The organism is Janthinobacterium sp. 344 (assembly GCF_900112025.1).
Lineage (GTDB): Bacteria > Pseudomonadota > Gammaproteobacteria > Burkholderiales > Burkholderiaceae_D > Janthinobacterium.
Window position 1 is genome coordinate 284,712 of sequence record NZ_FOKL01000008.1, and the last position, 13,409, is coordinate 298,120.

Here is a 13,409-nt window from a genome sequence, read left to right on the forward strand (position 1 = left end):
AGCAGTGATATTACGGGCAATAGACAATTCCATATGGCAACTTTTATGCTGCCGCTTCCGCTTTCCCGTCGCCGGCACGCAACATATTCTTGATGCCACGCAAGGCTTGCCGTACCCGCGCCTCGTTTTCGATCAGGGCGAAGCGCACGTATTCATCGCCGTATTCGCCGAAGCCGATGCCGGGCGACACGCTGACCCTGGCTTTTTCCAGCAGCAGCTTGGCAAATTCCAGCGAGCCCAGGTGGCGGTAGGCTTCCGGGATATGCGCCCAGATATACATCGACGCCTTCGGCTTTTCCACCATCCAGCCCGCTTCATGCAAGCCTTTCACGAGCACGTCGCGGCGGCGCTGGTACTGCGCGCAGATGTCCGTCACGCAGCTCTGGTCGCCTTCCAGCGCGGCAATGGCCGCCACTTGCACCGGCGTGAAGCTGCCATAGTCGTGGTAACTCTTGATGCGCGCCAGGGCCGCCACCAGTTCCGCATTGCCCACCATGAAGCCGATGCGCCAGCCCGCCATGTTGTAGCTTTTCGACATGGTGAAAAATTCCACGGCCACGTCGCGCGCACCGGGCACCTGCATGATGGACGGCGCCTTCCAGCCATCGAAAGTGATGTCGGCATACGCCAGATCGTGCACCACCAAAATATTGTGCTGCTTCGCCAGCGCCACGACGCGCTCGAAAAATTCCAGTTCCACGCACTGCGCCGTGGGGTTCGACGGGAAACCCAGCACCATCATCTTCGGCTTCGGGTAGCTTTCGCGGATGGCCCGTTCCAGTTCGGCAAAGAAATCGACGCCCGGCCCCATGCGCACGGAGCGGATGTCGGCGCCCGCGATCACGGCGCCCCAGATGTGGATCGGGTAGCTGGGGTTCGGCACCAGCACCGTGTCGCCCCGGTCCAGGGTCGCCAGCATCAGGTGCGCCAGGCCCTCTTTCGAGCCGATGGTGACGATGGCTTCGCTATCCGGGTCGATGTCGACGTCGTAGCGCTTCTTGTACCAGTGGGCAATGGCGCGGCGCAGGCGGGGAATACCCTTGGAGGCGGAATAGCCATGCGTGTCGGGGCGTTTTACGGTATCGATCAGCTTGTCCACGATGTGGGCCGGCGTGGCGCCATCGGGATTGCCCATCGACATGTCGATGATGTCCTCGCCACGGCGGCGCGCGGCCATCTTGAGTTCGGCGGTGATATTGAAAACGTAGGGGGGAAGACGATTGATGCGCGAAAAGCTGCGCGGAGCTTGGCTGTCGGTCATGGTTATCTCTGTACGTAAGCGCCCGGATCCGTCCGAGCGACGTTGGCGCAATGAGTGCGCCTGTGACGATACTAACCCGGGCGTGCGGAAACTGGCAAGGCCGATTCGGACACGCTACAATACGCCCAGATCGAAAATGAGCGCACCGGTTGGTAACCCGGTAAGTGCCCGGCACCGTCCGGCATGCTCCCGCCCACGCGGACCCACGGCGCTGACCCTTGGCTATGACCAGCCGGGGAGGTGTTCTGGTTCGTGCCTTTTCCCGCCGCGCCATCCCTCCCCTGTTTTTTACTTTAGGAATGAGACGGATGGCAACACACGACACAGCAGTAAATGGCATGACCCTGGACCGCGCCGGCATGGAAGACCAGCTGGCGCAATCGGCGCGCCACTTCATCGATTGCGCCTTCGATGGCGAAGACCTGTCGCGCCTCGACTTGCAGGGCTGCACCTTTGAACGCTGCACCTTTGCCGATACCAACTTGTTCGCCAGCAAACTAGCGCGCAGCACCTGGCGCCGCTGCCGGGCGGGCAGCGCCGATTTCGAATCCGTCGACGCCGTCGACGCGAATTTCGAAGGCTGCGACCTGAACAACACGAAATGGCGGCGCGCCAAGCTCGCTTCGGCCACCTACCGTGGCTGCAAGCTGACGGGCGCCTCGTTCGAGGAAGTGGCCCACCTGGGCCTCACCTTCGAAGACAGCCTGCTGGTGGGCGCCGACCTGCGCGGCTTCTCGTTCCGCAAGGCGATATTGAAGCAGCTGGATTTTTCCGACGCCTACCTGGCCGGCTGCGACTTCCGCGAAGCCGTCTTCGAAGGCGGCAGCCTGCGCAACGCGACCATCAAACTGGCGAAGTTCCAGGGCGCCGACCTGCGCGGCGCCGACATCGACGGTTTCAAGCTGAGCGAAGCTGCGTTGCTGAAAGGCGCCGTCATCACGCATGCGCAGGCGGCCAACTTCATGCGGGCGCTGGATCTCGTAGTAATCTAATTGGTATTGATTTAATGTAAAACGGCAAAAAAAAGCCCGCTATGGAAGCGGGCTGAATCTATTTCCTTGGAGGAGATAGAGGAGACAAGTGCATCTTGCGGCATCGCGGCATATCACGCCACTTTATATTCATGATGATAGAAATACCCATCAGTGATAATGAGCTGCCATCAGGGTTTCAAGCCGCGCGGCGCGTGGCTTGCGGCAAAAATTCTCCCAGCCACACCAACGCGGCCAGTCCCGGAAACGCCATGCCCGTCAACAAGGTTGCTGGCCAGCCGTAGCTGGCATACACCCAGGCGCCGATGGCCGAGCCGGCCGCGCCACCGGCAAAGAACAGGGCGAAATACAGGCCATTCAAACGGCCCCGCACTTCCGCGCCCAGGCTGAAGATGGCGCGCTGGCCCAATACCAGGTTGGCCGCCACGCCCATGTCAAGCACGATGGACGCCGCCACCAGCAAGCCCAGCGCCACGTGCTTCGACTCCGGCGCCAGCATCGGCAAGGCAAACGCAACGATGCCCAGCGCCAGCGCGGCGGCCGTGGCGGGCAAGGTGTGGCCCGCATCGGCCAGGCGGCCGGCGATGGGCGAGGCGACGGCGCCCGCCATGCCCACGAGGGCAAAGATGGCGATGCCCGTTTGCGACAGGCCGAACGCGGGGCTGGACAGCACCAGCGGCGTGACGGTCCAGAACAGGCTGAAGGCGCCAAACAAGCCCGCATGATAGGCGGCGCGGCGGCGCAGCACGGGCGTGCCCAGCAGCAAGTGCCACAAGGACGCCATCAGCGCAGGATATTTCATGCTCGACACGGGCTGGCGCACAGGCAAGGCGCGGCGCAGCACCAGCGCCAGCAGCACCATCAGCACGGCGGCGCCGCCGAACACCACGTGCCAGCTGGCGTGCGCGGCCACCAAGGACGCCACGGGGCGGGCCAGCATGATGCCCAGCAGCAGGCCACTGACGACCTTGCCCACCGTCTGGCCCCGCGTCGCTTCCTGCGACAGGTGGGCGGCAAACGGCACGATCACTTGCGCCGCCACGGAACCGAGGCCGATGGCCAGCGCGGCGGCCAGGAAGACGATGGCGCCCGTGGAGAGGGCCGCCACCACGAGGGCCGTGGCCGTCACCAGCAAGGCCGTGACGATCAGGCGGCGGTTTTCCAGCAAGTCGGCCAGGGGCACGACAAACAGCAGGCCCAGGGTGTAGCCCACCTGCGTCAGGGTGACGATCAGCCCGGCCGCCTTGGCCGACAAGCCCGTGGAGGCGCTGATGGGCCCGACGAGGGTCTGCGCGTAATACAGGTTGGCGACGATCAGGCCGGAGGCGATGGCCAGCAGCAGCACCATGGCGGGCGCAATGTCGTGGGGAGTGGATGCTGCTGCGCGGGAAGAGGCCTTGTTCATGTTGTTTCCTCGGTTCGATAGGGATGTCGCCATTCTAGGCAAAACCGGGGCAAAGATAATCAGCGCATAATTCGCTTATACTTTTCACATAAAATGAACAATTAAACGGAAGCTATCCCATGGACAAGATCAAGGCCATGCAGACCTTCGTGCGCATCGTCGAAGCCAACAGCTTTTCCAAGGCGGCCGAAACCTTGAATTTGCCCCGCGCGGCGCTGACGGCCACCCTGCAAAAGCTGGAAGCCTACCTGGGCACGCAATTGCTGCAGCGAACCACGCGCCGCCTGTCGCTGACGCCGGAAGGGGCCGATTACTTTCGCCACTGCATCGACATCCTGAAGGCAGTCGACACGGCGGAACTGGCGTTTCGGGGGCCGGAAGCGACAAAGCCGCGCGGTCTGCTGCGCGTCAACCTGCCCAATACGGTGGGCCGCCGCCTCGTCATACCGCATATCGCACAATTCCACGCCGCCTGGCCGGACGTGCAATTGCAGCTGAGCCTGACGGACCGCCTGGTGGACTTGACGCAGGAAGGCATCGATTGCGCCTTGCGCGTGGGCACCTTGCAGGATTCCGCCTTCATCGGCAGGCAGGTCGGCCTGATGCGCTTCGTCACGTGCGCCTCGCCCGCTTACCTGGCGCAACATGGCACGCCGCGCACCCTGGCCGACCTGGCCGCGCACCAGGGCATCATGCATTACTCGGGCCGCACGGGGCGCGCCTTCGATTGGGATTTTCTACAAGACAATGAGGTGGTGCGCGTGCAGATGGCCGGCCCCATCGCCGTCAACGACGCGGACGCCAGCGTCGCTTGCGCGCTGCAGGGGCTGGGTTTGGCGCAGGCGGCGCAGTACCAGGTGCGCGCCCACCTCGACAGCGGCGCGCTGGTGGCCGTGCTGGCAGAGTATCCGCCCACGCCGATGCCCATGTCGCTGCTGACGCCGCAAGGCCGCCTGGCCACGCCCAAGCTGCAGGCATTCGCCGGCTGGATCACGGCCCTGCTGGCTGCGCAACCCGACGTGCAATGGCCGCCGCGCCAAATCTGAGGCAAAAAAAAGCCCGCTGCGAGAGCGGGCTGAATCTATTTTCTTGGAGGAGAATAGAGGAGACAAGTGCATTATGCTGCATCGCGGCATATCAATCCAATTGATTGTTGGAATGATAGAAATACGCCATACGGATAACTGATCGGGGCGAAAAAAAACCGGCTCCGCAAGGAACCGGCTTTTTACCCTGCAACAAGCTTACTTCGCTGCCGCCACCGGCGTCGCCTTGACATCGGCGGCATATGGCAAGACCTTAGCCGCCAAGCGGGTATCGGCCTTGATCAGCGCCACTTCGTCGGCCAGGATGCGCGCCGATTCGTTCAGCAGCACGTCCTTCGCGCTCTTCGCGGCCGTCTCGGCATCGAGCTCGGCGCTCAGGGCGCGCTCGTCACCCTGCAAGCCATCGTCGGTGCGCAAGGCGCCTTTCACGGCGGCGATCTGCTTGGCCGTCTTGCTGGCCGCTTTCGCGCCTTTCAGCACATCTTTCGGATCAGGAATCACCACCAGGTCGTCGGACGGATTCGAAATCTGCGCGATCAGGCGTTTTTCACGCGCCTTGGCACGCGCTTCCTGGGCATCGCGCTCCTTGCGGCGCACGGCTTCGTTCAGCGAAATCTGGTTTTCCTTGCGCTGCTTGACGACCAGGGCGATGTCATCCTGCAAGTACTGGAAATCCTTGTCCTTGGCCACGCGCGCTTCATGCTTCTTGTCCAGCAGCGGCACGATATCCTTCAGGTCGCCCGTCGGCATGTACGGCGCCGGCTTGATGGACACCCACGGCAAGGCATTGTCGTAGCTCGACTCGCCGAAGTTATCCGTGTCCGACATGGCCGGCAGCTTGATGTCCGGCGTGACGCCGCGCAATTGCGTGGTGCCGCCATTAATGCGGAAGAACTGCGCGATGGTCATCTTCAGCTCGCCGAAGCGGGCCTTCTCGCTGCCGCCGAAACGGTCGAGACTGAACAAGGTTTGCACGGTCCCCTTGCCGAAGCTGCCTTCGCCGATGATCACGCCACGGCCGTAATCCTGGATGGCGGCAGCGAAAATCTCGGAGGCGGAAGCGGAACCACGGTTGATCAGCACGCCCATCGGACCATCCCAGGCCAGGCCCGCGTTGGTGTCGCTTTCCACGTCGACCTTGCCTTCGGCATTACGCTGCATCACCACCGGACCCTTGTCGATGAACAGGCCCGTCAGCTCGACGGCTTCGTTCAGCGACCCGCCGCCGTTGTTGCGCAAGTCGATGAGGACGTTGTCCACCTTATCCTTCTTCAATTCGGCCAGCAAACGGCTGACGTCGCGCGTGGCGCTCTTGAAATCCTTGTCGCCACGGCGGCGCGCTTCGAAGTCCTGGTAGAAGGTCGGCAGCGAAATGACGCCGATGCGGCGCTTGATGCCGCCGTCGCGCACTTCGATGATCGATTTCTTCGCCGCCTGCTCTTCCATGCTGATTTTCTTGCGCACCAGCGGCACGATGACGTGCTTGGCATCGGGACCCGCGTCGGCTGGCAGGATGTCCAGGCGCACGGTGGAATCCTTGGCGCCACGGATCAGCTGCACGACGTCATCGATGCGCATGCCCAGCACTTCCGTGATGGGGCCGCTTTCGCCCTGGCCCACGCCGACGATGCGGTCGCCCACTTTCAGCTTGCCCGACAAGCCGGCCGGGCTGCCCGGCACGACTTCGCGCACCACCGTGTATTCGTCGCGCGTCTGCAAGACGGCGCCGATGCCTTCCAGCGACAGGCGCATGGCGATGTCAAAGTTTTCCGAGGCACGCGGACCCAGGTAATTGGTGTGCGGCTCGATCGACATGGCATACGCATTCATGAAAATCTGGAACACGTCTTCGCTGTTGAGCTTGCGCGAGCGGGTCGTGTAGCTTTCATAGCGCTTGTCCAGCGTCTCGCGGATGGCCTTGTCTTCCTTGCCCGCCAGCTTCAGGCGCAGCCAGTCATTCTTGACGCGCTTGCGCCACAGGTCGCGCACTTCCTCGTCGTTCTTCGGCCAGGCGGCCTTTTCGCGGTCGATCTGGTAGCTCTCGTCGGCCGTGAAATCGAATTTGGTTTTCAGCAATTCACGCGCATACGCCATACGCTCGTCGAAGCGCTGCTGGTACAGATTGTAGATGGCGAACGGCGCCGTCAGGTCTTCATTGATGATGGCGTCGTCGAGCTTGGTGCGCAGCGGCGCGAAACGGTCGATGTCGGCTTGCACGAAGAACAGTTTTTCCGCATCGAGCGACTTGAAGTAGCGGTCGAAAATCTTTTCCGACATCGCATCGTCAAGCGGCATGGCTTTGTAATGGACGCGCGTCAGGACGCGCGACGCCCACAAGGCGGCCTGCGTTTGCTGGGCCAGCGGCTTCATGGGGGGCGGAGGAGCGGCGCTCTTGTCCGTCTGGGCTGCGCCAGCTTGGGCTGACAGGGCAAGCACCAGGGTGACCAGCATCATTTGCTTCTTCATCGGCTTCTCCGAAAATTAGTTAAATCAATTCCAGGCGGCGCAACTACGGATGCGCCCGCCAGCAAGACAGTAAGGGGAATACGCGACTGGTCTGCATATTATTCTACAGGATACGGCGTGGCAGTCTCCCATGGAAGATCAGTTTCTTCCCGGAAGCTTAAACGCGGATTAAAGGCGCCGTCTTATTCATTACAAAGTGAAACATTCGTGAAAAAAATCACATCATTGGCCAGCGACGATTAGCGCTCGCCTCACAAGGCATGCAAAAAGTCAATGGGTGAAAGTGGCAATCCTTGATCTCGATGATGTTTTTATGCGAAAAAATGATTCTTGCGGGAAACACTTAGTAACAAATGGCAAGCGACATGCTATCATCGCGCCCTGAAATACAGCTTGCCCGCGCGCCGTTCCCACCGCCGTCGCGCCTCCGTTTCAACAGCACTCCGCACCAGATCTCCTCCCCGCGTGTCATGTCATGACCAGGAATGGCCGAGCTGATTACCCTTTCCCAGACTCACTTACCGCTATGCCTACAATTTCGTTCTCCCCCCGCCACTGGAGTGTCGGCGGCAAGATCACCATTTTCACGTTTGCCCTCGTCAGCCTGATCCTCGCCAGCCTGACGGCGCTGATCAGCATCGCCACCACGCGCGTGCTGGAACAGCGCGCCGAAGCGGCCGTCACCAGCGAACTCAACAGCGTAATGACGACGACCGAAGTGTTCCATACGGCCATGGTCAACGAGGCGGCCAGCTTCGCGCGCCTGTTCGCGGCCGAATTTCCCGGCCCGTTCACGGTCGACGCGCACGCCATGGTGGCCGTGGCCGGCAAGGCCACGCCGGCGCTGGCCAACGGCGGCAAGATCTTGAACCTGGACACGGCCCTGGTCGACCGCTACACGGCGCAGACGGGCGTGATCGCCACCATCTTTGCCGCGAATGGCGATGAATTCGTGCGCATCAGCACCTCGCTGAAAAAACAGGATGGCGAACGGGCCATCGGCACTCAGCTCGACCACAACCACCCCAGCTATGCGCCGCTGCGCGCGGGCCAGCGCTTCGTCGGCATGGCCACCTTGTTTGGCAAGCAATACATCACGCAGTACGACCCCGTGCGCGACGCAAGCGGCAAGGTGGTGGGCGTGCTGTTCATCGGCCTGGACATCAGCAAGAACCTGGCCATGTTGAAAGACAAGATTCGCCAGGTCAAGATCGGCCAGACGGGCTACATCTATATCGTCGACACGGCGCCCGGCGCCAATTACGGCCACCTGGTGCTGCATCCGAACAGCGAAGGCAAGAGCGCGCTCGACTTCAAGGCCAGCGACGGCCGTCTGTTCATCCAGGACATGCTGGCGCAAAAGAACGGCGCCATGCGCTACACGTGGACGGCGCCCGGTGAAACGGCTGCCCGCGCGCGCGAAAAGCAGCTGTACTATCGCCAGTTCAAGGATTGGCAATGGATCATCGCGGGCGGCACCTTCACGGACGAAATCACGGCCGAAGCGCGCCAGCTGCGCAACCAGCTGGCCATTTCCGGCTTCGTCGCCCTGCTCGTCTTCGCCCTGCTGCTGTACTGGCTGGTGCGGGCGCTCGTCTCGCGCCCGCTGGCCACCGCCGAGGCAGCCGCCGCGCAAATCGCCGCCGGCGACCTGACGGTGCACCTGGAATCGGGCAGCCTGGATGAAATCGGCCGCCTGCTGCGCGCCATGAACCTCATCAGCGACAAGCTGTCGCAAGTGGTGGGCCAGGTGCGCGGCAGCGCGGGGCAGATCGCCACGGCATCCGGCGAAATCGCCAGCGGCAACCTGGATCTGTCGAGCCGCACGGAAGAGCAAGCCAGTTCGCTGGAAGAAACGGCCGCCTCGATGGAGGAACTGAGCTCCACCGTGCGCCAGAACGTCGATCATGCGCAGCAGGCCAGCCGCCTGGCGCAGGAATCGTCCGGCCTGGCCGCGCAAGGCGGCGCGGCCGTGACCCAGGTGGCCAGCACCATGGATGCCATCCGCAGCTCGTCGGGCAAGATCGCCGACATCATCGGCGTCATCGACGGCATCGCCTTCCAGACGAATATCCTGGCCCTGAACGCGGCCGTGGAAGCGGCGCGTGCCGGTGAACAGGGCCGCGGCTTCGCCGTCGTCGCCACCGAGGTGCGCACCCTGGCGCAGCGCTCGACAGCGGCGGCGAAAGACATCAAGGACCTGATCCAGGCCTCGGCCAGCACGGTGGACCTGGGCCACGCGCAAGTGAGCCAGGCCAGCGCCACCATGGACACGGTGGTGGCCAGCGTGCGGCAAGTGAGCGGCATCATGGCCGAGATCGCGCAGGCGAGCGAAGAGCAGCGCAGCGGCATCGAGCAAGTCAACCAGGCCATCGCCCAGATGGACCAGGTGACCCAGCAGAATGCGGCGCTGGTGGAAGAGGCGGCCGCGGCCGCCGACGCCCTGCAGGAGCAGGCGCAGGAGCTGACCCGCGTGGTCGGCGTGTTCAAGCTGTAAATGCAAGCCTGGTGCTAAGATGGGAAGATCCACCGCGCCAGGAGACCCCATGCATGACGACTACGTTTTGATCGCCCGACTGATGATCCCCACGGATGCCCACGTGATCCGAGGCTGCCTGGCCGCCGCCGGCATCGACGTGCTGCTGACGGACGACCAGCACATGCAGGCCGACATGCTGCTGGCGGCCGCCATCGGCGGCGCCCGCGTCCTGGTGCGCGAGCACGACGTGGCGCGCGCGAATGACATCCTGGCCGCCTTCGAACGGGGCGACCTGGCGCTGGCGGACGATGCCGACGTGGGAGCGCCGGTGGCGGAGTGAATCAGGAGTAGAAACAGCGCCCGCACGCCTGGCGGTAGGCCTCGTTGCCGCCAATACTGATCTGCTCGCCTTCCTTGATGCGGCGGCCCTGCTCGTCCACGCGGATGTTCATCGTGGCCTTCTTGCCGCAAGTGCAGATATTCTTCAATTCCTCGATATCGTCGGCCAGCGCCAGCAGATAGGCCGAGCCGGGGAACGGTTCGCCCTTGAAATCCGTGCGCAAGCCGTAGCAGATGACGGGCACGCCCTTCACCTGCGCCAGCTGGTGCAGCTGCTGCACCTGGGCCGTGCTGAGAAATTGCGCCTCGTCCACCAGCAGGCAGGCCACCTGGGGAATCTCGTCGAGGAAATTGGTATCGGCATGGAAAATATCGACCTGGCGCTGCGGCCCCAGGCGCGACGTGACGCGGCCCACGCCATAGCGGCTGTCGATGGCGGCCGTGTACAGGCGCACCTGCTGGCCCTGCTCTTCATAGTTGTGTGCGACTTGCAGCAAGGCCGTCGACTTGCCCGCGTTCATCGCGGAATACCGGAAATAAAGTTTTGCCACTGCCGCCTGCCCTGTTTGAGTAAATTCAATACTATTTAGTATCTTTTGAAGGCGTGATTATAAATCGCAATGGCATGCTTGCGGCAGCTTAATCCATGCGCCAGTGCTGAGGCAAAGCGCGGAAAAACGGTGCATACTGGGACGATGCAAGCCGCCCGACATATGCGAAAGCCGCATATGCAAGCATTAAAACATTCGTTCGCAGCCCAGGTCCGCCAGCCTACACTCCGGCCTTTTGCACGGAAAGCGGCTCGGGACACAATCCGGAGCGGCTGTTTCGCTGACAGGAGCCACCATGAATGACCGCATGCCCACCCCACCTTCGCCGCCAGCGCTATACAAGCTGATCGGCAATACCCCACTGGTCGAAGTGACCAGGCTCGACACGGGCCTGTGCCAGCTGTTCCTGAAACTGGAATCGCAGAATCCGGGCGGTTCCATCAAGGACCGCATCGGCCTGTCCATCATCGAGGCGGCCGAGGCCGACGGCCGTCTGCAGCCGGGCGGCACCATCATCGAGGCGACGGCCGGCAACACGGGCATCGGCCTGGCGCTGGTGGGCCGCATCAAGGGCTACCGCGTAATTCTCGTCGTGCCCGACAAGATGTCGACGGAAAAAGTGCTGCACCTGAAAGCCCTGGGCGCCGACGTGCGCACCACGCGTTCGGACGTGGGCAAGGGCCATCCCGAGTACTACCAGGATTACGCGGCGCGCCTGGCGCGCGAACTGCCGGGCGCCTTCTTCGCCGACCAGTTCAACAATCCCGCCAATCCGCTGGCCCACGAAACCACCACGGGCCCGGAAATCTGGGAGCAAAGCGGACATGACGTGGACGCCATCGTCGTCGGCGTGGGCTCGTCCGGCACCCTGACGGGGCTGACCCGCTACTTCCGCAAGGCGCAGCCGAAGCTGGAATTCGTGCTGGCCGACCCGCAAGGCTCCATCCTCACCGAATACATCGAATCGGGCAAAGTGTCCGACACGAGCGGTTCATGGGCCGTGGAAGGCATCGGCGAGGATTTCATTCCCTCGATCGCCGACATGGACAGCGTCACAAAGGCCTACAGCATCAGCGACCAGGAAAGTTTTGATTCCGCGCGCGCCCTGCTGCGCGCCGAAGGCATCCTGGGCGGCTCGTCCACGGGCACCCTGCTGGCCGCCGCCCTCAAGTACTGCCGCGAGCAGACCACGCCCAAACGCGTCGTCACCTTCGTCTGCGACACGGGCACGCGCTACCTGTCGAAGGTCTACAACGACGGCTGGATGCGCGACCAGGGTTTGTTACAGCGCGCCCTGTCGGGCGACTTGCGCGACCTGATCGGGCGCCGCTACGACGAGGGCGACGTCGTCAGCGTGGCGCCGGGCGACACCCTGCTCACGGCCTTCAACCGCATGCGCGCCAGCGACCTGGCGCAGCTGCCCGTCATCGAGGGCGGCCAGCTGGTGGGTATCATCGACGAATCGGACCTGCTGCTGCACGTCTCCGGCGACGCCGCGCATTTCGCCGGCCTGGTGGGCGCCACCATGACGACGCAGATCGAAACCCTGGCGCCATCGAGCGGCCTGCCCGCCCTGCGCGCCACCCTGGACCGGGGCTTGACGGCCGTCGTCGCCGACGACAGCGCGTTCTACGGCCTGATCACCCGCTTCGACCTTCTCAACCATTTACGCAGGACTTTATCTTGAGCCAAGACACCACCCGCAAAAGCCACCTGGCCACGCGCGTCATCCACGCCGGCCAGTCGCCCGACCCGTCGACGGGCGCCATCATGCCGCCCATTTACGCGACCTCCACCTTCGTGCAGGACAGCCCCGGCGTGCACAAGGGGCTCGATTACGGCCGCTCGCACAATCCCACGCGCTGGGCGCTCGAGCGCTGCGTGGCCGACCTGGAAGGCGGCAGCGCGGCCTTCGCGTTCGCCTCGGGCCTGGCCGCCATCTCGTCCGTGCTGGAACTGCTGGATGCGGGCAGCCATATCGTCGCCGGCGACGACATGTACGGCGGCACTTACCGTTTGTTCGAGCGCGTGCGCCGCCGTTCGGCCGGCCACGCATTCACGTATGTGGACCTGACCAATCCCGAGAACCTGCTGGCCGCGCTGCGCCCGGAAACGAAGATGGTGTGGGTGGAAACGCCGACGAATCCCATGCTGAAACTGGCCGACTTGCGCGCGATCGCCGACATCTGCCGCGAACGGGGCATCATCGCCGTGGCAGACAACACGTTTGCCAGTCCGCTGGTACAGCGCCCCCTGGAACACGGTTTCGACATCGTCGTGCACTCGACCACCAAGTATCTGAACGGCCACTCGGACATCATCGGCGGCATCGCCATCGTCGGCGCGGAAGAACGCCAGGCGGAATGGCGCGAGCAGCTGGGCTTCCTGCAAAATTCGGTGGGGGCGATCGCCGGGCCGTTCGACAGCTTTCTGGCCTTGCGCGGCGTGAAAACGCTGGCCATCCGCATGCAGCGCCATTGTGAAAGTGCCCTGGCACTGGCGCAGTGGCTGGAACAGCAAAAGGAAGTGAAAACCGTGTTTTATCCTGGCCTGGCGTCGCACCCGCAGCACGCGCTGGCGCGGCGCCAGATGGATGGTTTTGGCGGCATCATCTCGATCGACCTCGATACCGACCTGGCCGGCGCGCGCCGTTTTCTGGAACGCTGCGAAGTATTTGCCCTGGCCGAAAGCCTGGGCGGCGTGGAAAGCCTGATCGAGCACCCGGCCCTGATGACGCATGCCAGCATTCCCGCCGAACAGCGGGCAAAACTGGGCATCGGCGACGGCTTGATCCGCCTGTCGGTGGGCATCGAAGACCTGGAAGACCTGCGGCATGACTTGCGCACGGCACTCGACGCGATCTGATATTT

General features: G+C 63.2%; 10 protein-coding genes. 6 read left to right on the plus strand and 4 right to left on the minus strand.

From position 1 onward, the window contains the following. Positions 1-43: 43 nt before the first annotated feature. Positions 44-1,261 (minus strand): alanine transaminase, encoded by a 1,218-nt coding sequence (gene alaC, locus BM193_RS21550; protein WP_092799955.1) that lies wholly within the window; start codon positions 1,259-1,261, stop codon positions 44-46. Between the two features lie 338 nt (positions 1,262-1,599). Between alaC and BM193_RS21555 the strand changes: the two genes are divergently transcribed. Next, positions 1,600-2,253 carry a pentapeptide repeat-containing protein gene (locus BM193_RS21555; RefSeq protein WP_092799953.1) on the plus strand — a complete coding sequence of 218 codons (654 nt, stop codon included), beginning with the start codon at positions 1,600-1,602 and terminating at the stop codon, positions 2,251-2,253. A 178-nt stretch (positions 2,254-2,431) separates the two neighbouring features. On the opposite strand, the gene BM193_RS21560 is transcribed toward BM193_RS21555, so the two are convergent. Beyond that, the gene (locus BM193_RS21560) at positions 2,432-3,658 is read right to left on the minus strand and encodes an MFS transporter (RefSeq protein WP_092799951.1); all 1,227 of its coding nucleotides are present in this window, start codon (positions 3,656-3,658) and stop codon (positions 2,432-2,434) included. A 119-nt stretch (positions 3,659-3,777) separates the two neighbouring features. On the opposite strand from BM193_RS21560, the gene BM193_RS21565 reads away from it, so the two are divergent. Next, positions 3,778-4,704 (plus strand): LysR family transcriptional regulator, encoded by a 927-nt coding sequence (locus tag BM193_RS21565; RefSeq protein ID WP_092799949.1) that lies wholly within the window; start codon positions 3,778-3,780, stop codon positions 4,702-4,704. A gap of 198 nt (positions 4,705-4,902) precedes the next feature. Here BM193_RS21565 and BM193_RS21570 read toward each other — a convergent pair whose 3' ends face one another. Beyond that, on the minus strand, positions 4,903-7,170 hold the full coding sequence (locus tag BM193_RS21570) for a carboxy terminal-processing peptidase (protein WP_092799947.1): 2,268 nt from the start codon (positions 7,168-7,170) through the stop codon (positions 4,903-4,905). Between the two features lie 526 nt (positions 7,171-7,696). Here BM193_RS21570 and BM193_RS21575 point away from each other — a divergent pair. Together BM193_RS21575 and BM193_RS21580 are read left to right on the plus strand one after the other, a co-directional pair. After that, positions 7,697-9,667 (plus strand): methyl-accepting chemotaxis protein, encoded by a 1,971-nt coding sequence (locus tag BM193_RS21575; protein ID WP_254786357.1) that lies wholly within the window; start codon positions 7,697-7,699, stop codon positions 9,665-9,667. Positions 9,668-9,716: 49 nt separating this feature from the next. Then, positions 9,717-9,989: a putative signal transducing protein gene (locus BM193_RS21580; RefSeq protein ID WP_070256715.1), complete on the plus strand. Its 273-nt coding sequence runs from the start codon at positions 9,717-9,719 to the stop codon at positions 9,987-9,989. A gap of 1 nt (position 9,990) precedes the next feature. On the opposite strand, the gene BM193_RS21585 is transcribed toward BM193_RS21580, so the two are convergent. Continuing rightward, the gene (locus tag BM193_RS21585) at positions 9,991-10,539 is read right to left on the minus strand and encodes a thymidine kinase (protein WP_092799945.1); all 549 of its coding nucleotides are present in this window, start codon (positions 10,537-10,539) and stop codon (positions 9,991-9,993) included. A gap of 307 nt (positions 10,540-10,846) precedes the next feature. Here BM193_RS21585 and BM193_RS21590 point away from each other — a divergent pair, with 307 nt between their 5' ends. Together BM193_RS21590 and BM193_RS21595 are read left to right on the plus strand one after the other, a co-directional pair. After that, the gene (locus BM193_RS21590) at positions 10,847-12,226 is read left to right on the plus strand and encodes a pyridoxal-phosphate dependent enzyme (RefSeq protein ID WP_092800475.1); all 1,380 of its coding nucleotides are present in this window, start codon (positions 10,847-10,849) and stop codon (positions 12,224-12,226) included. Beyond that, positions 12,223-13,404: a trans-sulfuration enzyme family protein gene (locus tag BM193_RS21595; RefSeq protein ID WP_092799943.1), complete on the plus strand. Its 1,182-nt coding sequence runs from the start codon at positions 12,223-12,225 to the stop codon at positions 13,402-13,404. The genes BM193_RS21590 and BM193_RS21595 overlap by 4 nt, the downstream gene beginning before the upstream one ends. The last annotated feature ends 5 nt before the right edge of the window (positions 13,405-13,409 follow it).

Excerpts from the sequence above, each read along its gene's own strand:
- BM193_RS21560 (WP_092799951.1), bottom strand. The coding sequence starts at position 3,658 with ATGAACAAGGCCTCTTCCCGCGCAGCAGCATCCACTCCCCACGACATT.
- BM193_RS21570 (WP_092799947.1), bottom strand. The coding sequence starts at position 7,170 with ATGAAGAAGCAAATGATGCTGGTCACCCTGGTGCTTGCCCTGTCAGCC.
- BM193_RS21565 (WP_092799949.1), top strand. The coding sequence starts at position 3,778 with ATGGACAAGATCAAGGCCATGCAGACCTTCGTGCGCATCGTCGAAGCC.
- BM193_RS21555 (WP_092799953.1), top strand. The coding sequence starts at position 1,600 with ATGACCCTGGACCGCGCCGGCATGGAAGACCAGCTGGCGCAATCGGCG.
- alaC (WP_092799955.1), bottom strand. The coding sequence starts at position 1,261 with ATGACCGACAGCCAAGCTCCGCGCAGCTTTTCGCGCATCAATCGTCTT.
- BM193_RS21580 (WP_070256715.1), top strand. The coding sequence starts at position 9,717 with ATGCATGACGACTACGTTTTGATCGCCCGACTGATGATCCCCACGGAT.
- BM193_RS21575 (WP_254786357.1), top strand. The coding sequence starts at position 7,697 with ATGCCTACAATTTCGTTCTCCCCCCGCCACTGGAGTGTCGGCGGCAAG.
- BM193_RS21590 (WP_092800475.1), top strand. The coding sequence starts at position 10,847 with ATGCCCACCCCACCTTCGCCGCCAGCGCTATACAAGCTGATCGGCAAT.